At 72.1% G+C, this 22,720-nt stretch carries 23 protein-coding genes; 9 read left to right on the forward strand and 14 right to left on the reverse strand.

Annotation, left to right across the window (positions count from 1 at the left end; all coding sequences use genetic code 11):
• Positions 1-101: 101 nt before the first annotated feature.
• On the reverse strand, positions 102-821 hold the full coding sequence (locus BZZ08_RS40105; RefSeq protein WP_446750259.1) for a hypothetical protein: 720 nt from the start codon (positions 819-821) through the stop codon (positions 102-104).
• Positions 822-924: 103 nt separating this feature from the next.
• The gene (locus BZZ08_RS16205) at positions 925-1,830 is read right to left on the reverse strand and encodes an MmyB family transcriptional regulator (protein ID WP_104632936.1); all 906 of its coding nucleotides are present in this window, start codon (positions 1,828-1,830) and stop codon (positions 925-927) included.
• A 101-nt stretch (positions 1,831-1,931) separates the two neighbouring features.
• Between BZZ08_RS16205 and BZZ08_RS16210 the strand changes: the two genes are divergently transcribed.
• Both BZZ08_RS16210 and BZZ08_RS16215 read left to right on the forward strand, forming a co-directional pair.
• Positions 1,932-3,362 (forward strand): MFS transporter, encoded by a 1,431-nt coding sequence (locus tag BZZ08_RS16210; RefSeq protein WP_104632937.1) that lies wholly within the window; start codon positions 1,932-1,934, stop codon positions 3,360-3,362.
• 124 nt (positions 3,363-3,486) lie between these two features.
• The gene (locus BZZ08_RS16215; RefSeq protein ID WP_104632938.1) at positions 3,487-4,560 is read left to right on the forward strand and encodes a chitinase; all 1,074 of its coding nucleotides are present in this window, start codon (positions 3,487-3,489) and stop codon (positions 4,558-4,560) included.
• Positions 4,561-4,699: 139 nt separating this feature from the next.
• Here BZZ08_RS16215 and BZZ08_RS16220 read toward each other — a convergent pair whose 3' ends face one another.
• Positions 4,700-6,082, reverse strand: coding sequence for a glycine--tRNA ligase (locus BZZ08_RS16220; protein ID WP_087809454.1), 1,383 nt, complete (start codon positions 6,080-6,082; stop codon positions 4,700-4,702).
• 216 nt (positions 6,083-6,298) lie between these two features.
• Here BZZ08_RS16220 and BZZ08_RS16225 point away from each other — a divergent pair, with 216 nt between their 5' ends.
• The 4 genes from BZZ08_RS16225 to BZZ08_RS16240 all read left to right on the forward strand — a co-directional run bounded on the left by BZZ08_RS16225 (position 6,299) and on the right by BZZ08_RS16240 (position 9,495).
• On the forward strand, positions 6,299-7,279 hold the full coding sequence (locus tag BZZ08_RS16225) for a zinc ABC transporter substrate-binding protein (protein WP_104632939.1): 981 nt from the start codon (positions 6,299-6,301) through the stop codon (positions 7,277-7,279).
• 48 nt (positions 7,280-7,327) lie between these two features.
• Positions 7,328-8,098: a metal ABC transporter ATP-binding protein gene (locus BZZ08_RS16230; protein ID WP_104632940.1), complete on the forward strand. Its 771-nt coding sequence runs from the start codon at positions 7,328-7,330 to the stop codon at positions 8,096-8,098.
• A 13-nt stretch (positions 8,099-8,111) separates the two neighbouring features.
• Positions 8,112-9,014 carry a metal ABC transporter permease gene (locus BZZ08_RS16235; RefSeq protein ID WP_104632941.1) on the forward strand — a complete coding sequence of 301 codons (903 nt, stop codon included), beginning with the start codon at positions 8,112-8,114 and terminating at the stop codon, positions 9,012-9,014.
• A gap of 61 nt (positions 9,015-9,075) precedes the next feature.
• Complete coding sequence (locus BZZ08_RS16240; protein WP_104632942.1) at positions 9,076-9,495, forward strand: Fur family transcriptional regulator; 420 nt, start codon at positions 9,076-9,078, stop codon at positions 9,493-9,495.
• 55 nt (positions 9,496-9,550) lie between these two features.
• Here the strand turns inward: BZZ08_RS16240 and BZZ08_RS16245 are convergent, their stop codons facing one another.
• From BZZ08_RS16245 to BZZ08_RS39560, 4 genes are read right to left on the reverse strand one after another with little or no spacing between them, the layout of a single operon-like run.
• On the reverse strand, positions 9,551-10,402 hold the full coding sequence (locus BZZ08_RS16245) for an isoprenyl transferase (protein ID WP_104632943.1): 852 nt from the start codon (positions 10,400-10,402) through the stop codon (positions 9,551-9,553).
• A 38-nt stretch (positions 10,403-10,440) separates the two neighbouring features.
• A complete protein-coding gene (gene recO / locus BZZ08_RS16250; protein WP_104633006.1) occupies positions 10,441-11,190 on the reverse strand; it encodes a DNA repair protein RecO in 750 nt (249 codons plus the stop codon).
• Positions 11,191-11,212: 22 nt separating this feature from the next.
• The gene (locus BZZ08_RS16255; RefSeq protein ID WP_104632944.1) at positions 11,213-11,434 is read right to left on the reverse strand and encodes a hypothetical protein; all 222 of its coding nucleotides are present in this window, start codon (positions 11,432-11,434) and stop codon (positions 11,213-11,215) included.
• Positions 11,431-11,637 carry a hypothetical protein gene (locus BZZ08_RS39560; RefSeq protein WP_061444852.1) on the reverse strand — a complete coding sequence of 69 codons (207 nt, stop codon included), beginning with the start codon at positions 11,635-11,637 and terminating at the stop codon, positions 11,431-11,433. The genes BZZ08_RS16255 and BZZ08_RS39560 overlap by 4 nt, the downstream gene beginning before the upstream one ends.
• Before the next feature lie 114 nt (positions 11,638-11,751).
• On the opposite strand from BZZ08_RS39560, the gene BZZ08_RS16265 reads away from it, so the two are divergent.
• The 3 genes from BZZ08_RS16265 (at position 11,752) to BZZ08_RS16275 (ending at position 14,404) form a co-directional block, all read left to right on the forward strand.
• A complete protein-coding gene (locus BZZ08_RS16265) occupies positions 11,752-12,585 on the forward strand; it encodes a helix-turn-helix domain-containing protein (RefSeq protein ID WP_104633007.1) in 834 nt (277 codons plus the stop codon).
• A complete protein-coding gene (locus BZZ08_RS16270; protein WP_104632945.1) occupies positions 12,567-12,839 on the forward strand; it encodes a DUF397 domain-containing protein in 273 nt (90 codons plus the stop codon). Before BZZ08_RS16265 ends, BZZ08_RS16270 begins: the two co-directional genes overlap by 19 nt.
• 65 nt (positions 12,840-12,904) lie before the next feature.
• Complete coding sequence (locus tag BZZ08_RS16275; RefSeq protein ID WP_104632946.1) at positions 12,905-14,404, forward strand: alpha/beta hydrolase; 1,500 nt, start codon at positions 12,905-12,907, stop codon at positions 14,402-14,404.
• On the opposite strand, the gene BZZ08_RS16280 is transcribed toward BZZ08_RS16275, so the two are convergent.
• The 7 genes from BZZ08_RS16280 to BZZ08_RS16310 form a co-directional block, all read right to left on the reverse strand.
• On the reverse strand, positions 14,392-15,069 hold the full coding sequence (locus BZZ08_RS16280) for a response regulator transcription factor (RefSeq protein WP_198601510.1): 678 nt from the start codon (positions 15,067-15,069) through the stop codon (positions 14,392-14,394). The two genes, BZZ08_RS16275 and BZZ08_RS16280, sit on opposite strands and share 13 nt — an antisense overlap.
• On the reverse strand, positions 15,066-16,352 hold the full coding sequence (locus tag BZZ08_RS16285; protein ID WP_198601511.1) for a sensor histidine kinase: 1,287 nt from the start codon (positions 16,350-16,352) through the stop codon (positions 15,066-15,068). Before BZZ08_RS16285 ends, BZZ08_RS16280 begins: the two co-directional genes overlap by 4 nt.
• A gap of 67 nt (positions 16,353-16,419) precedes the next feature.
• Positions 16,420-18,498 (reverse strand): MMPL family transporter, encoded by a 2,079-nt coding sequence (locus tag BZZ08_RS16290; RefSeq protein ID WP_104632948.1) that lies wholly within the window; start codon positions 18,496-18,498, stop codon positions 16,420-16,422.
• A gap of 147 nt (positions 18,499-18,645) precedes the next feature.
• Entirely contained in the window at positions 18,646-19,761 is a 1,116-nt protein-coding gene (locus BZZ08_RS16295; RefSeq protein WP_104632949.1) for a hypothetical protein, read from the reverse strand.
• Between the two features lie 97 nt (positions 19,762-19,858).
• Positions 19,859-20,839, reverse strand: coding sequence for an SCO2521 family protein (locus tag BZZ08_RS16300; RefSeq protein WP_104632950.1), 981 nt, complete (start codon positions 20,837-20,839; stop codon positions 19,859-19,861).
• Position 20,840: 1 nt separating this feature from the next.
• Entirely contained in the window at positions 20,841-21,806 is a 966-nt protein-coding gene (locus tag BZZ08_RS16305; RefSeq protein ID WP_198601512.1) for an SCO2522 family protein, read from the reverse strand.
• The gene (locus tag BZZ08_RS16310) at positions 21,803-22,720 is read right to left on the reverse strand and encodes an SCO2523 family variant P-loop protein (protein WP_104632951.1); all 918 of its coding nucleotides are present in this window, start codon (positions 22,718-22,720) and stop codon (positions 21,803-21,805) included. The genes BZZ08_RS16305 and BZZ08_RS16310 overlap by 4 nt, the downstream gene beginning before the upstream one ends.

The raw sequence follows: 22,720 nt of genomic DNA on the forward strand, positions 1-22,720 counted from the left end.
GCGGGCGCGGTACCGCGCGCGAGCAGCCGGGGACCGGCCAGCACCAGCCCCGTGACGGCGTCCTGGGAACGCGTCAGCAGTCCACCGACCATGGCGCTCCCTCAGCCGGAGGAACGGGTGCGCGACGCGGCGGCCGTCTTGCGGCCGCGGCTGCCGCCGGAGGCGGAGGGCCGGCTGGCGGACGCCTTGGTCCCCGACTGGCGCTTGGCCCGAGTGGGGGACGCGGTCTTCTTCGCGGAGGTCTTCCTCGCGGCGGCCGACTTGCTCGCCGTGGTCTTCTTCGCGGCGGCGGACCTGCCTGCCGTGGACTTGCTCGCCGTGGACTTGCTCGCCGTGGACTTGGCGGCGGTCTTCTTGGCGCCGGTGGTCCGCTTCGCCGCGGCCGCCTTCGTCCCGGCCGCCCTTGCCGTACCCGTCTTCGCGGTGCCCGCTTTCGCGGTGCCCGTCTTCGCGGTGCCCGCCCTGGCGGTGGTCTTCCGGGCCGGCGTCCGGTCGGGCTTCGTGTCCGCGGTACCCCGGGCCTCCGCCGCGTCTCCGCCCTTGCCCGCGCTCCCGTTCCGGTCCTGCCCGCGCGGCTGCGTCAGCCAGGCCACCGCCGCTCCGGTGGCGGCCACCGGCCACTCCACCAGTCCGGCGACGCCCAGCACCCCGGCGCCCGTGTAGACGAGCACGCGCCGCCCGCGCGGCGACACCGCCCCGATCCTGTCCAGCGCGCCCTCGGCGGCCCTGCCCACCGTCCCGGCACCCGGCACCTTCCGCACCGCCGAAGCGGCCGCGTGCAACGGCCGCGGAAGTGTCCGCGCCGACTTCTGCTCAGCCATGACTCTTCGTCCTCGCCCTGTCCGTGCTGTGGGAACCCCGGGCCCGTGGAAAGCCTGGGAACATCACCTTCCGCACATCTCCGGGTTCCCGCACCTCGGGCACTCATCCGGACGATGTCGGTCCGCGTTCCAGGGCGATCGCGTGCAGCTTCTCCAGCCGCTCCCGGGAGACCTCGTCGGCCGGGGCGTACGTCACCATCCGGGGCCCCGGTTCCGGTCCGAGCCACAGGTCGGTGTGGTCGACGCGGATCCGGCCGACGTGCCGGTTGAGGAACTCCTTGCGCTTGCCGCGGTGCGCGACGACCTCGTACCGCTCCCAGGCCTCGCGGAAGTCCGGCGACTGGGTGCGCAGCCGCTTGAGCAGCATCTTCCAGGCGGGCTCGGCGAGATGTCCGGCCATGGTCGCGCGGAACCGCGCCGCCATCAGCCGCTGGGTCTCCTCCAGGTGCACGATCGAGGAGCGCCAGTCCTCGTGGGTGAAGCAGAGGATCATGCAGTTGCGGTCCTCGGGCGGCACCGCCTCCAGGTCGCACAGCAGCAGCCCGTACGTCCGGTTGTGGGCGAGGATGTCGTACCGGCTGTTCTGCACACAGGCGGGGTACGGCTCGAACTGCTCCAGCAGGGCGCGCACCGCCGGGGTGATGGCCGGGCAGACCGTCGCGGGCGTCGGGTCGACGGCCCCCGCCAGTTGGAAGAGGTGGGCGCGCTCGGTGGGGTCGAGCAGCAGGGCACGGGCGAGGGCGTCGAGGACCTGCACGGAGACCTGGATGTCCCGGGCCTGCTCCAGCCAGGTGTACCAGGTGACGCCGACGGCCGAGAGCTGGGCGACCTCCTCGCGCCGCAGCCCCGGGGTCCGGCGCCGGCGTCCGCGGGGCAGCCCGACCTGCTCGGGGGCGATGCGCTCGCGGCGGCTGCGCAGGAAGGCGGCGAGTTCGTGCCGCCGGATCTCCGAGCCGGTGTCCCGGGGCGGGGACTGCGCCGCCGTCTCCTGGCCCGTCGTGGTCGTCATGCCTCCATGGTGCCGCGTCCCGAACCCTGTTGCCAGGTACTTCTACTACCAGCATAAGGAGACTCTGGTACCACCCTGGAAAGGGTCGCAGGCTCGACCACGTGACCGAAACCATCACTTCACGTCCCGTCCGCACGGCACCCCCGGCGCCACCCGCGCTCGGCGGCCTCGGACTCTTCACGGTGCTGCTGGCCGCGGCACTCCCGCTCGTCGACTTCTTCATCGTCAACGTCGCCCTGCCCACCATCGGCACGGACCTCGCCGCGAGCGAGGCGGTCCTGGAACTCGTCGTCGCCGGGTACGGGGTGGCGTACGCCGTCCTGCTGGTCCTGGGCGGCCGGCTCGGCGACCTCTTCGGCCGGCGCCGCCTGTTCCTGGGCGGCATGGCGGCCTTCGGGCTGACCTCGCTGGCCTGCGGTCTCGCGCCGGACGCCTGGACGCTGGTGGCGGCACGGGTGGCGCAGGGCGCCTCGGCCGCCGCGATGCTGCCGCAGGTGCTGGCGACCATCCAGGCGACCACCTCCGGTCCCCGGCGCGCGAAGGCCATGGGCCTGTACGGGGCGACGGCCGGCCTGTCGATGGTGGCCGGGCAGATCCTGGGCGGCGTCCTCGTGGCCGCCGACATCGCGGGCACCGGCTGGCGTTCCGTCTTCCTGGTGAACGTCCCGGTCGTCCTCGTGGGCCTGTTCCTCGCCGCCCGCGCGGTCCCGGAGACCCGCTCCGCGCGCCCCGAACCGGTGGACGTCCCCGGCACCTTCCTGCTGGCCGCCTCGATCCTGACCCTGCTGGTCCCGCTCACCGAGGGCCGGGCGGCGGGCTGGCCGCTGTGGACCTGGCTGTCGCTGGCGGCGTTCCCGTTCGCGGCGGCGGCGTTCTTCGCGGTGGAGCGCCGGGCGGACCGCGCGGGCCGTACGCCCCTGGTCCCGCCGAGCCTGTTCGCCATCGTGTCGTTGCGCCGCGGCCTGCTGCTCATCGTGCCGTTCTCGATCGGCTTCAGCGGCTTCATGTTCGTCATCGCGGTGGCGTTGCAGCAGGGCGCCGGCCTGGGCCCGGTGGCCGCGGGTCTGGCCCTGGCCCCGCTCGCCGTGGTGTTCTTCCTCTTCTCCCTCGCCGGTCCCCGGCTGGTCGCCCGCTACGGCACGCGCGTGGTGCCGACCGGCGCCGCCCTCCAGGGGGTGGGGCTGGCCCTGATGACGCTGGCCGCGTGGCGTTCCTGGCCCGACCTGGGTCTGGTCGAACTCCTGCCGGGCGCGGCGGTCGCGGGCGCGGGCCAGGCGCTCCAACTCCCGGTGATCTTCCGGGTGATCCTGTCGGAGGTGCCTTCCGTACGCGCCGGCGTGGGCAGCGGCGTCATGATCACCACCCAGCAGTCGTCGCTGGCCCTGGGCGTGGCCACCCTGGGCACGCTGTTCCTCTCGCTGACCCCGGGCATGGGCATGCGGGACGCCCTGGTGACGACGCTGCTGGTGCAACTGGCGGCGGTGGCCCTGACCGGCCTGCTGAGCCTGCGCCTCCCCCGGACGATCGCCTGACGCCCACCCGATCCACACCCGCCACTTGGTCCAGACCTCTTGACGAAAGGTCTGGACCAAACCACTGTCATGCCTACGACACAAGTCGACTCTCCCTCACCGAACCCCCACCGGGAGGCCCGGCATGATCCGCCGCAAGTTCCGTCTACTGGCCGCCGCACTGGCGGCCACCGTTCTGGTCCCCCTGGGCGTCGGCACCGCGTCCGCCGCCCCCACCGGCACCGCCCCCGCCCCGGCCGCCGACACCTGCGCCGTGAAGTCGAAGCCCGCGGGCAAGATCCTCCAGGGCTACTGGGAGAACTGGGACGGTGCCGCCAACGGCGTCCACCCGCCCTTCGGCTGGACCCCGGTCACCAACCCCCAGATCGCCGCCCACGGCTACAACGTCCTGAACGCGGCCTTCCCGGTGATCCGCTCCGACGGGACGGCCCTGTGGGAGGACGGCATGGACGCGGGCGTGAAGGTGGCGACGCCCGCCGAGATGTGCGCGGCCAAGGCGTCCGGGCAGACGCTGCTGCTCTCCATCGGCGGCGCGACGGCCGGCATCGACCTCAACTCGACTGCCGTGGCCGACCGTTTCGTCGACACGATCGTGCCGATCCTCAAGAAGTACAACTTCGACGGCATCGACATAGACATCGAGACCGGCCTGACCGGCAGCGGCAACGTCAACCAGCCCTCCACGTCCCAGGCCAACCTGATCCGCATCATCGACGGCGTACTGGCCCGCATGCCCGCGGGCTTCGGCCTCACGATGGCCCCGGAGACGGCGTACGTGACCGGCGGCAGCATCGTCTACGGCTCGATCTGGGGCGCGTACCTGCCGGTCATCAAGAAGTACGCGGACAACGGCCGCCTGTGGTGGCTGAACATGCAGTACTACAACGGCAGCATGTACGGCTGCTCCGGCGACTCCTACGCGGCCGGCACCGTGCAGGGCTTCACCGCCCAGACCGACTGCCTGAACAAGGGCCTGGTCATCCAGGGCACGACGATCCGGGTGCCCTACGACAAGCAGGTCCCGGGCCTGCCCGCCCAGCCCGGCGCGGGCGGCGGCCACATGTCACCGTCCCTGGTCTCCCAGGCATGGAACCACTACAACGGCTCCCTCAAGGGCCTGATGACCTGGTCCCTCAACCGGGACGGCTCGAAGAACTGGACCTTCGGCGACAACGTGAAGGCACTCCAGGGCCGCTGAGCCGGGGGCTGGACCTGTCATCCAGGCCCCCGAAACGCCGAAACGCCCACCCCCCTCCCGACCGAGTCGGGTGGTGGGTGGGCATAGGCCCGGGGGTCCAGGGGGCGGAGCCCCCTGGTACCTCAACCGGAACGGACGTTCAGCAGCCGACGAGCCGAGAGGCGAGGTACCCCTCGATCTGGTCGAGAGACACACGCTCCTGCTTCATCGTGTCCCGCTCCCGAACGGTCACCGCGTTGTCGTCCAGCGTGTCGAAGTCGACGGTCACACAGAACGGCGTCCCGATCTCGTCCTGACGCCGGTACCGCCGCCCGATCGCGCCCGCGTCGTCGAACTCGATGTTCCAGTGCTGCCGCAGCGCCTGCGCCAGCCCCTTCGCCTTCGGCGACAGGTCGGGGTTGCGGGACAGCGGCAGCACGGCGACCTTCACCGGGGACAGCCGCGGGTCGAGCCGCAGCACCGTGCGCTTCTCCAGCTTGCCCTTGGCGTTCGGCGCCTCGTCCTCGATGTACGCGTCGAGCAGGAAGGCGAGCATCGCGCGCCCGACACCGGCCGCCGGCTCGATGACGTACGGCGTCCAGCGCTCCTGGGCCTCCTGGTCGTAGTAGGAGAGGTCCTGGCCGGAGGCCTTGGCGTGCGAGGAGAGGTCGTAGTCGGTCCGGTTGGCGACACCCTCCAGCTCGCCCCACTCGCTGCCGCCGAAGGAGAAGCGGTACTCGATGTCGGCGGTGCGCTTGGAGTAGTGGGAGAGCTTCTCGGCCGGGTGCTCGTACCAGCGCATGTTCTCCTCACGGAGACCGAGGCCCGTGTACCAGTTCCAGCGCTGCTCCATCCAGTACTCCTGCCACTTCTCGTCCTCGCCCGGCTTGACGAAGAACTCCATCTCCATCTGCTCGAACTCGCGGGTGCGGAAGATGAAGTTGCCGGGCGTGATCTCGTTGCGGAAGGACTTGCCCATCTGGGCGATACCGAACGGCGGCTTGCGGCGCGAAGTGGTCTGCACCTGGGCGAAGTTGGTGAAGATGCCCTGGGCGGTCTCGGGCCGCAGGTAGGCGACGGAGCCGCTGTCCTGGGTCGGGCCGAGGTGGGTGGAGAGCAGCCCGGAGAACTGCTTGGGCTCGGTGAAGGTGCCCTTGTTGCCGCAGTTGGGGCAGTTGAGGTCGGCCAGGCCGTTCTCGGGGGCGTGGCCCTTCTTCTCCTCGTACGCCTCCTCCAGGTGGTCCGCGCGGAACCGCTTGTGGCAGGAGGTGCACTCGGTCAGCGGGTCCGTGAAGGTGGCCACGTGACCGGAGGCCACCCAGACCTCGGGGGCCAGGATCACGGAGGAGTCGAGACCGACGACGTCCTCGCGCGAGGTGACCATGTAGCGCCACCACTGGCGCTTGAGGTTCTCCTTGAGCTCGACACCCAGCGGACCGTAGTCCCAGGCGGCGCGCTGACCGCCGTAGATCTCACTGCACGGGAATACGAAGCCACGGCGCTTGCTCAGGCTGACGATGGTGTCGATCTTGTCGGCGGCCACGGTGCTCTCTTCATTACGACGACGGTGACTGACTGGTGCGGCGCGAAGCGCCTCGATGGGGGGTGGTGGTCGGGAGACGGGCGGGCGAAGCGAGTTGCTTCCAGAGAATACTTCAGGTTACCGGCGTGGGTCGCCCTGCGGCCAAATCGGGGCCTGCCGTCTGCACAATCACCCGCTTGTTGACAACGGTTTCCATATTTGTTGAAAATGAGTGTCATGAACGTACGACGACGCCGTATCTCCGGCATAGCAGTCACCGCGGCCACCGCGCTCGGCCTCGGGACCCTCTCCGCCTGCTCCAGCGACGGCTCGGCCGCGGGCAACACCGACAAGTTCGACGTCGTCGCGTCGTTCTACCCCATGGAGTACCTCGCCGAGCAGATCGGCGGGGACCACGTGCACGTCACCACGCTCACCGAACCCGGCCAGGAGCCGCACGACCTGGAGCTGAGCGCCCGGCAGACCGCCCAGATGGGCGAGGCGGACGCGGTGCTCTACCTGAAGTCCCTCCAGCCCGCCGTGGACGAGGCCGTCGGCCAGTCCGACGTGAAGACCAAGATCGACGCGGCCTCGCTGACGAAGCTCGAGGACCACGGGAGCGTGGAGCACGACCACGGCGGCGAGGAGCACACGGACGAGCACGCCGAGGAGGAGCACGCCGAGGGCGGGGGGCACGCGCTCGACCCGCACGTCTGGCTGGACCCGGTGAAGTACGCCGAGATCGCCGCGGGCGTCGCCCAGGCCTTCGAGAAGGCCGACCCGGACCACGCCGACGACTACCGCAAGAACGCCGAGGTGCTGGCGAAGAAGCTGAGCGGCCTGGACACGGCGTTCAAGAACGGCCTGGCGAAGACCGACAGCAAGGTCTTCTTCACCAACCACGCCGCCTTCGGCTACCTCGCCGAGCGCTACGGCCTCACCCAGGAGGCCATCAACGGCCTCGACCCGGAGAGCGAGCCCAGCCCCGCCCGGATCAAGGAGCTCCAGGAGGAGGCCAAGGCCGACGGCGTGACCACCGTCTTCTACGAGACACTGGTGTCCGGCAAGACCGCGAAGACCCTCGCCAAGGACGCGGGCCTGAAGACGGACGTCCTCGATCCGCTGGAGGGCATCACCGACAAGTCCAAGGGCGAGGACTACGTCGGGGTCATGGAGTCCAACCTCAAGGCGCTCGAAACCGCCCTCGGCGCCAAGTAAGCAGCCCGGCCCCACAGCCCGACCCGTTCGATCGTTACGGAGGACATCGTGAGCGACGAGTCCGTCATATCCCTGCGCGGCGTCCGCGCCGAGCTGGGCTCACGCCCCGTCCTGCGCGGCATCGACCTCACCGTGCGGCGCGGCCAGGTGGTCGCGCTGCTCGGCGCCAACGGCTCGGGCAAGTCCACGGCCGTGCGCACGATCATCGGCCAGGTGCCCGTCACGGACGGGGAGATCGAGCTGTTCGGCACCCCCAGGCGCCGCTTCCGCGACTGGGCGCGCGTGGGCTACGTCCCACAGCGCACCACGGCCGCGGGCGGCGTCCCGGCCACGGTGACCGAGGTGGTCTCCTCGGGCCGGCTCTCCCGGGCCCGCTTCGGCGTCCTGCGCAAGGCCGACCACGAGGCCGTACGCCGCGCCCTCGACCTGGTCGGCATGGCGGACCGCGCCAAGGACTCGGTGAACGCGCTCTCCGGCGGCCAGCACCAGCGGGTGCTGATCGCCCGCGCGCTCGCCGCCGAGCCCGAACTGCTGATCATGGACGAGCCGATGGCGGGCGTCGACCTGGCCAGCCAGGAGGTGCTGGCCGAGACGCTGCGGGCGCAGGTGGCGGCCGGGGCGACCGTCCTCCTCGTCCTGCACGAGCTGGGCCCGCTGGAGCCGCTGATCGACCGGGCCGTGGTGCTCCGCGACGGCTGCGTCCTGCACGACGGCCCGCCGCCCGAGGCCGTCGGCCAGCACGCGCTGCCCGGCCACGACCACGTCCACCCGCACGCACCCGCGGGCGCCGAACCGATCCGCACCGGCCTGCTGAGCTGAGAAGGCGACGACTATGGAAATCCTGAACTACGCCTTCATGCAGCGGGCGCTGCTCGCGGCCGTCCTGGTCGGCATCACCGCCCCGGCCATCGGCATCTACCTGGTCCAGCGCCGCCAGGCCCTCATGGGCGACGGCATCGGCCACGTGGCGATGACCGGCGTCGGCCTCGGCTTCCTGCTCTCCTGGTCCCCGGTGTGGATGGCGACGCTGGTCTCCGTCCTCGGCGCGGTCCTCATGGAGCTGATCCGCTGGTACGGCAAGACCCGCGGCGACATCGCCCTCGCCATGCTCTTCTACGGCGGCATGGCGGGCGGCGTGATGTTCATCAACCTCGCCCCGGGCGGCTCCAACGCCAACCTCACCTCGTACCTCTTCGGCTCCCTGTCGACGGTCTCCGAGTCCGACGTCACCGCGATCTGCCTGCTGGCCGCCTTCGTGGTCCTCGTCACCGTCGGCCTGCGCCGCCAGCTGTTCGCCGTCAGCCAGGACGAGGAGTTCGCCCGGGTCACCGGCCTGCCGGTGCGCGCGCTGAACCTGCTGACGGCCGTCACGGCGGCGGTCACGGTGACGGTCGCGATGCGCGTGGTCGGGCTGCTCCTGGTGTCGGCGCTGATGGTGGTCCCGGTGGCCGCCGCGCAGCAGCTCACCCGCAGCTTCGCCGCCACCTTCGCGGTCTCCGTCGCGCTCGGTGTGTGCGTGACCATCGGCGGCACGGTCACCTCGTACTACCAGGACGTGCCGCCCGGCGCGACGATCGTGCTGCTCACCATCGGCGCGTTCATCCTGCTGAGCGTGCTGGCCGCCCCGCTGGCCCGGCGACGCGCGCGGGCACTCGCCGCCGCGCAACCCGCCGCGGATCCGGCGGAGTGCAAGATTCCGGCCACCAGGGGGGCCGCCGACGAGGTCGGCGTCTGACCGCGGGCGAACCGGGCTGGCACAATGGCCCGGCAAGCCGCGAAGACGTGAGGAGGAACCAGTGACCACCGCTGGACCGCCCGTGAAGGGCCGCGCCACCCGGCAGCGGGCTGCCGTGTCGGCCGCCCTTCAGGAGGTCGAGGAGTTCCGCAGCGCGCAGGAGCTCCACGACATGCTCAAGCACAAGGGCGACGCGGTCGGGCTCACCACGGTCTACCGCACCCTCCAGTCCCTCGCCGACGCCGGCGAGGTCGACGTCCTGCGCACCGCCGAGGGCGAGTCCGTCTACCGCCGGTGCTCCACCGGCGACCATCACCACCACCTGGTCTGCCGCGCCTGCGGCAAGGCCGTCGAGGTGGAGGGCCCCGCGGTGGAGAAGTGGGCCGAGGCCATCGCGGCGGAGCACGGCTATGTCAACGTCGCCCACACGGTGGAGATCTTCGGCACCTGCGCCGACTGTGCGGTGGCCGCCGGCGGTTGAGCCGCTGGGCCGGGGCTGCGCCCCGGGCCCCGTTTCGGCCTGAACGGCCTCGTCCTCAAACGCCGGACGGGCTGGATTCTCCGGCCCTGCCCTCCATGGCGAGGAGCTCCTCGTTGGGGATGGCGCCGCCGAAGCGGCGGTCGCGGGAGGCGAACTCGAGACAAGCCCGCCACAGGTCGCGCCGGTCGAAGTCCGGCCACAGGACGTCCTGGAAGACCATCTCCGCGTACGCGCTCTGCCAGATCAGGTAGTTCGACGTCCGCTGCTCCCCGCTCGGCCGCAGGAACAGGTCCACGTCCGGCATGTCCGGGTAGTACAGGTACTTCGCGAGCGTCTTCTCGTTCACCTTCGACGGATCGAGCTTCCCGGCCCGTACGTCCTCGGCGAGGGCCTGCGCCGCGTCGGCGATCTCGGCCCGTCCGCCGTAGTTCATGCAGAAGTACAGCGTGAGCCGGTCGTTGTCCTTGGTCTGCTCCTGGGCGACCTGGAGTTCCTTGGCCACGGACTTCCACAGTTTGGGCATTCGCCCCGCCCAGCGCACCCGCACCCCCAGCTCGTCGAGGGTGTCGCGGGACTTGCGGATGAAGTCGCGGTTGAAGTTCATCAGGAACCGCACCTCCTCCGGCGAGCGCTTCCAGTTCTCGGTGGAGAAGGCGTACAGGGAGATGTTCCCGACGCCCATCTCGATCGCGCCCTGGAGCACGTCCATGACCTGCTCGGCACCGACCTTGTGCCCCTCGGTGCGCGGCAGCCCGCGCTCCTTGGCCCAGCGTCCGTTGCCGTCCATGACGATCGCCACATGCTCCGGAACCAGCTCGCCGAGCTTCGGGGGCCGCGCACCGGACGGGTGCGGCTCCGGCGTCCTGTACTCCCGGCGCTGCCGCCCCAGAATCCCGCGTACGGCCATGTGTCTCTCGTCTCCTCGTACGGTTCTTGCTGTTCTTGCTAGGACTTCTCGACGTAGCGCAGGGAGCGCAGACCGCGCTCCAGGTGCCAGTGCAGGTAGGCGGACACCAGCCCGCTCCCCTCCCGGACGTACCGCGGCTCGCACGCGTCCGCCGTCCCCCAGTCCCCCGCCAGCAGCGCCCCGAGCAGTTCCAGGGCCTGCGGCGAGGGTACGACGCTGCCGGGCACCCGGCAGTCGGCGCAGACGGAGCCGCCCGAGCCGACCGAGAAGAAGCGGTTCGGACCGGGCAGGCCGCACTTCGCGCAGTCCCCGAAGGTCGGGGCGTACCCGTTCACGGCCAGCGAGCGCAGCAGGAACGCGTCGAGCACCAGGTTCGGCGCGTGCTCGCCCCGGGCGAGGGTCCTGAGCGCGCCGACCAGCAGCAGGTACTGCTGCACCGCCGGCTCGCCCTCGTGGTCGGTGAACCGCTCGGCCGTCTCCAGCATGGCGGTCCCGGCGGTGTACCGAGCGTAGTCGGTGGCGATCCCGCCACCGTAGGGAGCGATCGTCTCGCTCTGCGTGCACAGCGGCAGCCCGCGCCCGACCAGCTCGCTGTTCTTCGAGAAGAACTGCACGTCCACGTGCGAGAACGGCTCCAGCCGCGCGCCGAACTTCGACTTCGTGCGCCGCACCCCGCGCGCCACGGCGCGTACGCGCCCGTGACCGCGCGTGAGCATGGTGATGATCCGGTCCGCCTCACCCAGCTTCTGGGTGCGCAGCACGATGCCGTCGTCGCGGAACAGACTCATGCCGCCCATTCTCGCGCATGCTTCAAGGGACCTCGCCACGGCTTCGGGCGTTGGTGTACGCCGTCGCCGCGCTGAGCCGCTCGGACGGGGTGGCGTGGCGTACGTCACCCGGCTCGGCGTCCCACTCCCGCCCGCCGCCGTACGGCCGCATCTGCACGTACGGCCCCTCGTGCCCCATGACGACCCCGACCCGTCCACTGCGGGTGTCCACGGCGTAGACCCCGACGGGCGGCGTCGTCGTCACCGCAGTACCGCCGCGAGGCGCCGCGCGGTCTCCACGGAACACCGGCCCAATTCGACCAGCGGGCAGGGTGCCTCCCGCGCAAGACTCACCGGGTCGAGCCCGAGTGAGGGCAGAGTAATTCCTGCCTCCGCGAGCGCCGCGCGCAATTCTTTCACCGTGTCCTCCGCTCCTTCGACGCAGAGCGCCGAGTGCCGTGCCTCCATCGCTTTCCCTTCCCTTTACGGTTTCACTCTTCGTGCCCCCAGAATGCCGCGACGTGCCTACACTCGGCAGGAGTACGTGCACTACAAATGCGGGTCAGCGCATGGGGGTTGGTTATGGCCAATGGTTCACGGCAGGCCGCGTGGGAGTTCTTCGGAACGGAACTGAAACGTCGGCGAGAGGACGCCGGAATCACCCAAGTAGAGCTGGGTGCGCGGGTATTCGTCTCCGGCGGCTACATCGGCCAGTTCGAACAGGCAATTCGGAAACCACAGTTGGATGTGGCCCAGCGGATCGACGAGGCGCTACAAACCGACGGTATTTTCGAGCGACTGTGCAGGAAGCTGATTGATGATCCGCGGTATGCGGATTACTTCGCCCACGTGGTGGAGTTGGAGCGGCTGGCCACGCGGATCTGCGAGTTCGCACCGACGGTCGTTCCGGGCCTGCTCCAGACAGCGGACTACGCCCGCGCGGTCACCATCGCCGCGAACCCGTTCAAGCCGGACTCCTACGTCGACGAGATCGTCGCGGCCCGCCTGGAACGGTCGCTGATCCTGGACGACGCTACAAGGCCCGAGTATTGGGTGACGCTGCACGAGAACGTGCTGCGGATCCCGGTGGGCGGCCCGCAGGCGATGGCGGCACAACTGGAGCACGTCACCCGGCTGATGCGGGAGCGCACAGCAGTGGTGACCGTCCTGTCGTACGGGGCGGGGGCGCATGCGGCCATGAACGGATCTTTGAAGCTGATGGAGTTCGAGGACGCGCCTCAGGTCGCCTATACAGAGACGTCGTTTTCGGGAACGCTGGTGGACGCACCGGCCGTGGTGAAGCGGGCGCAGCGCGCATACGATCTGCTCAGGGTCGCCGCGCTGTCGCCGGAGGCGTCCCTGGCCCTGATCGACTCGGCGGCGGAGGACTTCAGACGATGCGCGAGTACGACCTGACCGACGCCCGCTGGACGAAGAGCAGTTACAGCAACGGCGAGGGAGGCGACTGCGTCGAGGTCGCGCAGGACTTCCCCGGCGCCGCCCGCTGGCGCAAGAGCACGTACAGCAACGGCCAAGGCGGCGACTGCGTCGAGGTCGCGCAAGACTTCCCCGGCGTCATACCCGTCCGGGACAGCAAGGTGGCCGACGGCCCCGTGGTCGTCGTCGGGGCGGCGGCCTGGGTGGACTTCGTCAGGGGTCTGGTGGGGTAAACCCCAGGATCTTTCAGGTTGTTGCCCGGATGGGGCGGCCCCCGGGCTTCCGCGAGGCTCGTCGCATGACGCAGCGCAAGCGAAGCAGAAGCATCCGCAACGCCGCCATCGTCGGCGTGTCCACCGCCCTCCTCGGCGTCACCGCGCCGGTGACCGCCTCCGCGGCGGGCGGGAGTGCACCCGAAGCCCTCACCTGGTCCGCCTGCGAGGGCACCGGGCTCGACCCCCGGCAGGAGTGCGCCACCCTCGACGTGCCGATGGACTACGCCGACCCCGACGGCCCCCGCATCGAGATGGCCGTCTCCCGCATCCCCGTCGAGAAGCCGGACGCCCGGCGCGGGGCCCTGGTGCTCATCGCCGGCGGGCCGGGCGGGTCGAGTCTGAACGACCCCTCGGGGAAGGGGCGGAAGATCCCCCAGGACGTCCGCGACACCCACGACCTGATCGGGTTCGCGCCGCGCGGGCTCGCGCCGTCCACCTCGGTCAGCTGCGGGCTGGAGTACGGCGACCTCGCCACCTCCAAGCTCCGGCCCTGGCCCGCCCCCGACGGCTCGGTGGACGCGAACATGACCACCGCCCGGCGCGTGGCCGACGCCTGTGCGCGCAACGGCGGTGAGCTGATCAAGCACCTCAGCACCGCCAACGAGGCCCGCGACATCGACCGCCTCCGGGCCGCGCTGGGCGAGCGGCGGATCTCCGCGTGGGGCGTGTCGTACGGGACGTATGTCGGGGCCGTGTACGCCCAGTTGTTCCCGCACCGCACCGACCGGTTCGTGCTGGACAGCGTCGACAACCCCGACCCGGCCCGCGTCAACCGCGCCTGGCTCGCAGCGCACGAGCAGGGGGTCGAGGACACCTTCCCGCACTTCGCCGCGTGGGCGTCGGAGCCCGGCAATCCCGACCGCGTGGCGGACCGGGCCGCCGACGTACGGCCGATGTTCCTGCGCCTCGCCGCCCGGCTCGACCGCGAGCCCATCCCGTGGCCCGGCGCCAATCCCGAGGAGCTGAACGGCAACGTGCTGCGTCAGACCATGCTGGACAGCTTCGCCGCCCCCAGCCGCTACCCGACGCTCGCCAGGCTGATGCGGGCCGCGGCCGAGGGCACCGTGCCGCCCGCGCCCCAGGCGCCGCCCGAGGCCGTGCTGCAGAACGTCGCCGCCGTCGGCGCCGGTGTCCTGTGCAACGACGTCGCCTGGCCCCGCTCGGCGGCCTCCTACGAGAAGGACGTCGCCGAGAGCCGCGCCGAGTACCCGCTCACCGCCGGGATGCCCCGCAACGCGATGCTCTGCGCCGCCTGGCCGTACCCGCCGCGCGAGGCGCCGGTGCGGATCACCGACCGCGGTCCGTCCAACGCGCTGCTCGTCCAGAACGAGCGGGACGTCAACACCCCGCTCTCCGGCGCACTGCGGATGCGCGAAGCCCTCGGCCGGCGCGCGGTCATGGTGACCGTGGACTCCACCGGGCACGACGCCTACCTGGCCAACGGCAACGCCTGCGGGGACGCCACGGTCTCCCGGTTCCTGGCGACCGGGCAGCGGCCGGGCCGGGACGTCTACTGCGGCTGATCCGCGCCCGGCGTGACCAGGCCCGACTCGTACGCCACGATGACCAGTTGGGCCCGGTCCCGCGCCTCCAGCTTGCCCATGATGCGGCTGACGTGGGTCTTCGCGGTGAGCGGGCTCAGGCCCAGGGCCTCGGCGATCTCCGTGTTGGTCAGGCCCCGGGCCACCAGGGTGAGGACCTGGCGTTCCCGGTCCGAAAGGCAGTCCGGGCCGGACCCGGGCGGGTGGAGGACCGAGGGGCTGCGCAGGAAGCGTTCGATCAGGCGGGCCGTCGGGCCGGGTGAGAGGAGTGCGTCGCCGGCCGTCACCGTGCGGATGGCGTCCAGGAGTTCGGCGGGCTTCGTGTCCTTGACCAGGAATCCGGAGGCGCCCGCGCGCAGCGCGTCCACGATGTTCTCGTCGGTGTCGTAGGTGGTGAGGACCAGCACCTTCACGCCCGCCAGGTCCTCGTCGGCGGCGATCAGCCGGGTGGCCTCGATGCCGTCCAGGTCGGGCATGCGTACGTCCATGACGACGAGGTCGGCGCGTTCGGCGCGGGCCAGGTGCACGGCCTCGCGGCCGGTGCCGGCCTCGCCGACGACCTCCATGTCGGGGGCCGACGCCACCAGCAGGGCGAACGCCGCGCGGACGAGGTTCTGGTCGTCCGCCAGCAGCACGCGTATCGTCATCCGGCTCTCTCCGAGGTGATCGTCGTGGTCGTCGTCAGGGGCGTGGCGGGGGTCGGCAGTACCGCCGTCACCTCGAAGCCGGCGTCGTCCTCGCGCGGTCCGGCGTCGAGTGTCCCACCCACGCTGCGGGCCCGCTCCCGCATGCCGACGAGGCCGAAGCCGGGGGTGCCCGCCGGGTCGGGTCCGGTGCCGTCGTCGGTGACGGACAGGCGCAGGACGCCCGGCCCGGCGCGCACCTCGACGCGCACGGACGGCTTCGGCCCCGCGTGCCGTACGGCGTTGGTCAGCGCCTCCTGCGTGATGCGGTAGACGGCGGCACCGACCGCGGGCGGGACGTCGTCGGCGGTCACCGACAGGTCCACCCGCGCTCCGGCGAGCCGGGCGTTCTCCGCCAGGTCGGACAGGCCGTGCAGGCCGGGCAGCGGGCCGCGGGCGTCGGGGACGCCGGTGGTGTCCTGGGCCCGGAGCACTTCGAGGGTGGTGCGCAGTTCGCCGCGCGCGGAGCGGCAGGTCTCGGCGATGTCGTCGAGGGCCTTGGCGACGGCCGCCCGGTCCAGGCGCTCGGGGTCGGCGGTCAGGACGTGGGCGGCGACCGAGGTCTGCACGCCGATGAGGGTGATGCTGTGCGCCAGCAGGTCGTGCAGGTCCCGGGCGACCCGCAGACGCTCCTCGGCGACGCGGCGCCGGGCCTCCTCCTCGCGGGTGCGTTCGGCGCGTTCGGCGCGCTCCACGATGGAGGCGACGTACTGGCGGTAGTAGCGGACGTCGATGCCGCAGAAGAGGACGGCGATGACCCAGCCCGAGATGCGGATCAGTTCGACGGCCTGGTGGGTGTTGACGGTGAGCATGATGCTCACCGACGCGGTGAGGACCACGGTGCCGGTCACGATGGTGCGCAGGGGGCGGCCGGTGACGGCCAGCGTGTAGAGCGCCACGTAGGAGGCGGGGCCCACCGCGGTGTGGTTGTTCTCCATCGCGTGGTACGGCCCGACCACGGCGAACAGCACCGCCAGCACCAGCAGCGGATGGCGCCGCCGCCACACGATCGGGACGTGCGCGGCGACCAGCAGCGTCCAGCCCAGGGCGTCCGGGCGGCGGCCCTCGTCGGTGGACAGCGCCAGGCAGACGGCTCCGAGGAGCAGGACTCCCGCGAGCACGGCGTCGTTGCGGGTGCCGTGGGGGGCGGTGCGCGGGTCGCGGTTGATCGCGGCGATGATCCGCTCGCCCCTGCGGGTCCGGGTGGTCCGGCCGGGCGTCGTCGCTGTCGTCGTGGTCGGCTGCACGCGTCCATCCTCCGTGGCGGGTGCGCCCCTCCGGGAGGGGAGGGGCGCACTCCGGTTGTTCGGCGGTTCAGACACCGACGGGTTCGCGCTCTCCCGTCGGCGCCGCTCCCTCCGGCTCCCGGGACAGCCGCCCCGGCCACCACACCCGGCGCCGCAGCGCGACGCTGGCGCTGGTGACGAGGTAGGTGCGGACGAGGAAGGTGTCGAGCAGGACGCCGACCGCGATGACGAAGCCCAGCTCGACCAGCTGCACCATCGGCATGCTGGTGAGCACGGCGAAGGTGGCCGCGAGGACCAGCCCGGCCGAGGCGATGACGCCGCCGGTGGTGCGCAGCGCGGCGAGGGCGGCCTCGGTGGGTCCGGCGCCGTTCAGGGCCTCCTCGCGCATCCGGTGCATCAGGAAGATGCCGTAGTCGACGCCGAGGGCGACCAGGAAGACGAAGGAGAGCAGGCCGAGCCCGGGGTCGGTGCCCTCGAAGCCGAAGAGGGGGCCGAAGACGAGCCCGCCGATGCCGAGGGCCGCGCCCCACACGGCGACGACGGCGGCGACCAGGATCAGCGGCGCGACCAGCGAGCGCAGCAGCACCGTGAGGATCAGCAGGACCGAGAGCAGCACGATCGGTACGACGATGGCGGTGTCCCGGGCGTTGGTGTCCTCCAGGTCGATCTGCTGGGCGCTGGGGCCGCCGACGTAGGAGCCGTCGAGCTTGTCGCGCAGTTCCTCGATGGTGGCGGTCTCGGCGGCGGACTGGGGCGGGGTGGAGGCCAGGACCGTCAGCTCGGTCCAGCCTCCGCCGCTGCGGCCGGCCTCGGCGTTCTCGACGCCGTCGGTGGCGCGGATCTCGGTGAGCGCGGCGTCGGCGCGGTCGGTGGGGCTGATGACGGTGATCGGCTGGGTGCCGGACCTGGGGAAGGCGTCGGCGAGCGTCTCCATCGCGGCGATCGCCTCGGGGCGGGTGGTGAAGGAGTCCTCCTGCTTCATGCCGCCGGGCAGGGCGAAGGCGCCCAGCGCGAGCGCGCCGAGCAGCACGGCGCCGCCCACCAGGACGGTGCGGGGCCGCCGTTCGGCGGAGCTGCCCATCGCGGAGAACAGCGACCTGCGGGCCTTGGGGGTGCTGCCGTAGCGGGGCACCAGCGGCCAGAAGACGCGGCGGCCGAGCAGGACGAGGACCGCGGGGAGCAGGGTCAGCATGGCGGCCAGCGCGCACAGCACGCCGACGGTGCCGAGCGGGCCCATGCCCCGGCTGGAGTTGAGGTCGGCGGCGAGCAGGCACAGGAGCCCGGCGGCGACGGTGCCGGAGGAGGCGAGCACGGCGGGGCCGCAGCCGCGCAGGGCGGCGAGCATGGCGTCGTAGGGCCGCTCCACGCGGCGCAGTTCCTCGCGGTAGCGGGAGACCAGCAGCAGCGCGTAGTCGGTGCCGACGCCGAACACGAGGATGGTCATGATGCCGCTGGACTGGCCGGAGACGGCGGTGCCGAACGTCTGGTTGAGGCCGTAGGCGACGCCCATGGAGAGGTAGTCGGCCAGTCCGGCGACGGCGAGCGGGACGAGCCACAGGAAGGGGCTGCGGTAGATGAGGATCAGGAGGAGTGCGACCACCGCGGCGGTGGTGTAGAGCAGCGGGCCGTCGAGGGAGTTGTAGACCTCGGAGGCGTCGGTGGCGAGCGCGCCCTCGCCGCCGACCTCGACGCTGAGCCCGTCTCCGCCCTCCGCGACGTCCCGCACCTCGTTGACGAGTGCGTCGCGGGCCTTCTCGTCCGTGCCGGGCTCGTTGGAGGCCACCGGGTACATGAGGGTGGTGCCGTCCTTGGACGGGATGCCCGTCGGGCGCCCGGTGAGTTCGTGCGCGTCGGTGATCTCGGCGACCTGCTCGGCGGCGGTCTCGCGGTCGGCGGCGGTCAGCCCGGCGTCGCGGTGGTAGACGAGGACCATCTCGGTGGCCTCGCCGCCCGGCAGCCGCTCCTGGATCTTGGCGACCTGCGTCGAGTCGGCGCTCGCCGGCAGGTAGTCGACGGCGCGGTCGCGCTGCACGTCCCCGAGTTTCGCCGCGAACGGCGAGGCGATCGCCAGCACGGCGATCCACAGTCCGAGCACCAGCCAGGGCACGGCCCGCCGCCGCCCCGCGCCTGTCGTAGTGGCCCCCATCTGACGGGCCTCCCTCCGGTGGATGTCTGGGTGGGTCTCCAGACTTCCGCCGGCGGGGCGGCGACGCGTCGGGCGTGAGGGCGAGCCTCGGGCTACTGCCCGGGGAGACGCGGGGCCGCCGCTACTCCCCGGGGAGTACGGCGGTGGTCAGCCCCGGTCGACCATCCAGTTGCCGTCCTCCTCGTCGTCGACGCGCACCTCCAGTTCGCGCAGACCCATGCCCGCGTCCCAGAGTTCCCTGAAGCGCTTGAGCCGGTCCCGTACGTAGTCCTGGCGCGCGGTGAGCCGGGTGCGGACGTTGACGTCGCGCAGGTCCTGCTCGATCTCGAACGACACCTCCTCGTCGTAGAGGATGAAGTCGTTGGTGGTGCCGCGCTGGAGGTGCGGGGGCAGTTCGGGCAGGACCGCCACGCGGACGTCGATGCGGCGCAGCTCCTGCTCCTCGCACAGCCGCAGCAGCCGGTCGTCGAGTTCGCGGGCGCTCTCCAGCAGGAACAGGCGGCGTACCGCGACGCCCTGTTCGTCGATGGCCGCCTGCTGGGCGTCGAGGTAGCGCCCGGCGGGCTCGCTGGTCCAGAACTCCCGGTCGACGGAGGTGCTGGTGGCGAGGATGGACTGCTCGGCGGCCTTGGTGAGGGTGAGCATCCAGTCGTGGTTCTCGCCGGGGCACTCGGCGCTCAGGTTGGTGAGGTCCGCCATGTGGCCGACCACCCGGGACATCTCCAGGTGGACGAAGGTGTGCAGGATGGAGGGGCTGGGCAGCAGGACGTCGGCGAAGCCCTTGGCCAGGTCGGGCACGCTGTCGATGCGGACCGGGTCCAGCGGGCGCGCGGCCTCGGCGGACCGGTGGTCGACCTGGGTGACGTGCGTCTCGACCAGCTGCTTGACGTCCTCGGTGTGCCGGGTCAGACCCGACTTCAGCTCGGTGTCGTACCGGCTGAGACCGTCGCGTACGGCGGCGGTGTTCTCGGCCAGGGCGTCCTCCACCCGCCGGGTGTGCTCCTCCAGCCGGCCCGGTGCCGGGCGCGGGGCCAGGCCGAGGACGTACTGGACGGCGAGCGCGGCGGCGGCGCAGAGCACGGCGGCCACGAACTGCCGCAGGGTGCCGTTGTCCGGATCGAGGATGGCCGCGACGCTCCAGAACAGGCCGCCGACGACCAGGGCGACCAGCAGCATGCGGGCCCAGGGGGACTCCCCCCTCGGGTCGATCGGGTTGGTCGTGCGGGGCGTGTCGTCGGGTCGGGGTGACGGTGCCGTGCTCATCTCGCTCTCTCCCCCCGTTGGGATACGCGTCGGATCGTGCGGGGATGTGCGTGCGGTGACGGGCGTGCGGTCTGCGCGTGCCGGACGGCGGGCTCGGTCAGGGCGCCGGTTCCACCTCCCGGTGGGCTGCGGGAATGGCGTGCAGGGTGAGCTGGTCGCGGATGCGCTGCACCAGGGCCTGCCACTGCCGGGTGAAGCCGGGGCGTTCCTCCAACGGGTCCCACAGCGCAGCCAGTTCGCGGCCGACCCGGGCGCCGGGCATCCACAGGTGGAGCAGGTGGTCGACGGCCGGGCGCAGCGTCCGCACCACCGCACCGGCGTCGTGGGCGGCACCGGCGCCGAGGCGGAGGCCGTCGAGCATGCGGACGACGGTGGTGAGCAGCCAGTCGTGCAGGGCCAGGTCGTCGCAGAGCGCGGCCAGGTCGGCGCCGGTGGTGCCCTCGGGCACGCGCAGGCGCACGGTGCGCAGCTCGTCCTCGGCGAGGGTGAACCGTTCCAGCGAGGGACCTTCGCCCGGTGCCGCGGGCAGGGCCGCCCAGCGCAGCCGGGTGGGGCGGGAGCGGAAGGGCGGGCGCTGGTCGAGCAGGGGGTGCCGCAGCACCCGGGTGAGCAGGCCGTCGGCGATGAGTCCGACGTCGAGGTCGCCGTGGCGCGGGCCGCCGAGGACGCCCTGCGCGACCGCCTCGTGCGGCAGCCTGCCGAGCGGCTCGACCACCCCGGGCCGCACCAGGTACTCGCCCCAGGGCCGCCGCTGGTCGGGGCCGGTGCCGGGCAGGCGGCAGTGCGCGGAGGTCTGCAGGACGCGGCCCTCGGTGAGCGCGGCGTGCGCGGTGACGGTGCCGACGGCGCGGACGCGGGCACCGTTGGCGCTGGGCAGGGGGCAGTCGACGCCGGTGAGGGTCTCGGGGGAACGCGCGTAGAGGCCGGGGCGCTCGGAGAGCAGGACGCGTTCGTCGGCGCGCAGGCCGAGGAGCTGGGCGGCGGAACGGATGTCGAGGGCCTGCCGGGCGGGCAGCAGACAGGTGCGGATCTCGCCGCAGGCGAGGACGGCGGGCGGGGTGCTCTGCCGCGGCGCCATGTCAGGGCCCCGAGTAGTACACGTAGGAGATGCGGTCGGCGACCGAGTCGGGGACGGGCATGCGTTCCTTCCCGGAGCGGTCGGCGACCTGTGCCAGTGCACCCGGGTCGACCTCGATCTGGTCGAGGATCACCCGGACGGCGTGCTCGACGGGGAGGAACCGGGTGGGCAGGACGGAGCAGGTGCGGTAGGCGGCGAAGGGGTCCGCGCGCTCGTTGAGCTTCAGCAGGGTGGGCAGCTCGTCCCACTTGTCGGGGAAGCCGGTGGCGGTGTGCGGCTGGGGGGCGAGGACGGCCTCGCCCTCGTTGCGCAGGAGTCCGAGGCGGGCGAGCTGCCACACGGCGGCGAGGAAGGGGCAGGACCACAGGCGCTGCCCGTCGGCGTCGTCGCTCCACAGCTCGACGTCGAGGAAGACGGAGTGCCGGCGGGCCGCGGTCTCGTGCGGGGGCTGCCAGGTCACGGCACGCTTCATGGCCTGCGGGGCGCGGGCGACGGGGCTGCGTTCGCCGTTGGCGAGCCAGCCGGTCTGCGCGGCGGGCGGGCGCAGGCCGTAGCTGCCGGGCGGCGGCGACTCGACGATGCGGGCGGCGACCGCCTCGGCGACGGGCACCTTGCCGGTGACGGCGCAGCCGGACTCGCGGGCCAGGTAGTCGACGCTCAGCCCGGCCCGCTCGGCCTCCGCGAGGAGCATGGGGACGACCTCGCCGGGGGTGGAGAAGCGGGTGAAGTAGTCGTCGATGAGGAAGCAGGTGCTGATCCGGGCCCGTTTGCCGCCGGCCCGGGCGGTGGCGGCGGCGCGGGCCGCCTCCACCCAGGGCCGTACTTCGGCGAAGTGCGCGCGCAGCCGTTCGGGTCCGGCCTCGAAGTCCTCCATGTAGAGGTGGCCCAGCTCCACGGAGAGGTGGGCCAGCGGCACGGACTGGGTGCGCGGCTCGGCGGCGGTCTCGCGGAACACGGGCTCCGTCACAGCCGCCCCCAGTGGGTGTCGTCCGTCAGGCGCCGGGCGATCTCCTCCAGCGCCTCCAGGGTCTCCTTGTTCGCTATCTGGGTGGAGAGGACGTCCTCCTCGGTGATCAGCTGCTCCTGCCACTGGAGGATGGGTTCCAGCGGCACGATGCCGAGGACGACGCTGTCGCCGATGCGCTGTTCGGCGGCGAGCCGGCGCAGTGCCTCGTCGCACGCCTGCATCCAGGTGGCCTGGGCGGTCGAGCCCTGGGACCACAGCGGCGACTCGGGGTCGGGCACGGCGGCCCGCACGAAGCGGATCGCGGCGCGCAGGGTGTCCTCGTCGTGGCCGCGTTCGACGCCGCCGCCGATGATGCCGTGCTCGGCGTGGACCAGTCCGGAGGCGGCGATCACGTGCTGGCGGGTCCAGCGGTGGAAGACCAGCCAGCGGAAGGGGACGTTGCGCATCCGGGGGTGGGCGGTGGCGTCGAGGACCATGTCGACGGCGTAGCTGCGGCCGGCGCTGAGGTCGACGAAGGTGACGTCGAACTCGCCGTTGAGCTTGAGCAGCAGGTCGACGCAGCGCTCCAGGGCCTCCTCGCCGGTGGCGAACTCGCCGCCGCCCGCGTCGCCGGGGAACAGCACCAGGCGGCCGGACTGGTTGGGCCGGGCGCGCAGCAGGGGGTGCTCGGTCTCCCGCCAGACGTCGATGCGGACCGGTTCCGCGGTGTCGCCCTCCAGGTAGGAGTGCAGGCCGCGCTCCTCGGTGCCGCGCATGGCGCTGGGCACGTCGAAGACGGCGGCGGCGGTGGGCGAGCCGAAGTCGAAGTCGACGTAGGCCACGTGGTCACCGGTGAGGGCGCGCTGGTAGGCCAGGTTGGCGCTGGTCACCGAGCGTCCCGTGCCTCCCTTGTCGGAGGCGGCGAAGACCAGCAC

The organism is Streptomyces sp. MH60 (genome assembly GCF_002939385.1).
Classification (GTDB): domain Bacteria; phylum Actinomycetota; class Actinomycetes; order Streptomycetales; family Streptomycetaceae; genus Streptomyces.

Bases quoted from the DNA above. Each gene is read 5' to 3' on its own strand.
- BZZ08_RS16205 (WP_104632936.1), bottom strand. From the start codon at position 1,830: ATGACGACCACGACGGGCCAGGAGACGGCGGCGCAGTCCCCGCCCCGG.
- BZZ08_RS16295 (WP_104632949.1), bottom strand. From the start codon at position 19,761: ATGAGCACGGCACCGTCACCCCGACCCGACGACACGCCCCGCACGACC.
- BZZ08_RS16270 (WP_104632945.1), top strand. From the start codon at position 12,567: ATGCGCGAGTACGACCTGACCGACGCCCGCTGGACGAAGAGCAGTTAC.
- BZZ08_RS16245 (WP_104632943.1), bottom strand. From the start codon at position 10,402: ATGGCCGTACGCGGGATTCTGGGGCGGCAGCGCCGGGAGTACAGGACG.
- BZZ08_RS16300 (WP_104632950.1), bottom strand. From the start codon at position 20,839: ATGGCGCCGCGGCAGAGCACCCCGCCCGCCGTCCTCGCCTGCGGCGAG.
- BZZ08_RS40105 (WP_446750259.1), bottom strand. From the start codon at position 821: ATGGCTGAGCAGAAGTCGGCGCGGACACTTCCGCGGCCGTTGCACGCG.
- BZZ08_RS16215 (WP_104632938.1), top strand. From the start codon at position 3,487: ATGATCCGCCGCAAGTTCCGTCTACTGGCCGCCGCACTGGCGGCCACC.
- BZZ08_RS39560 (WP_061444852.1), bottom strand. From the start codon at position 11,637: ATGGAGGCACGGCACTCGGCGCTCTGCGTCGAAGGAGCGGAGGACACG.
- BZZ08_RS16275 (WP_104632946.1), top strand. From the start codon at position 12,905: ATGACGCAGCGCAAGCGAAGCAGAAGCATCCGCAACGCCGCCATCGTC.
- recO (WP_104633006.1), bottom strand. From the start codon at position 11,190: ATGAGTCTGTTCCGCGACGACGGCATCGTGCTGCGCACCCAGAAGCTG.
- BZZ08_RS16225 (WP_104632939.1), top strand. From the start codon at position 6,299: ATGAACGTACGACGACGCCGTATCTCCGGCATAGCAGTCACCGCGGCC.
- BZZ08_RS16280 (WP_198601510.1), bottom strand. From the start codon at position 15,069: ATGACGATACGCGTGCTGCTGGCGGACGACCAGAACCTCGTCCGCGCG.
- BZZ08_RS16290 (WP_104632948.1), bottom strand. From the start codon at position 18,498: ATGGGGGCCACTACGACAGGCGCGGGGCGGCGGCGGGCCGTGCCCTGG.
- BZZ08_RS16235 (WP_104632941.1), top strand. From the start codon at position 8,112: ATGGAAATCCTGAACTACGCCTTCATGCAGCGGGCGCTGCTCGCGGCC.
- BZZ08_RS16265 (WP_104633007.1), top strand. From the start codon at position 11,752: ATGGCCAATGGTTCACGGCAGGCCGCGTGGGAGTTCTTCGGAACGGAA.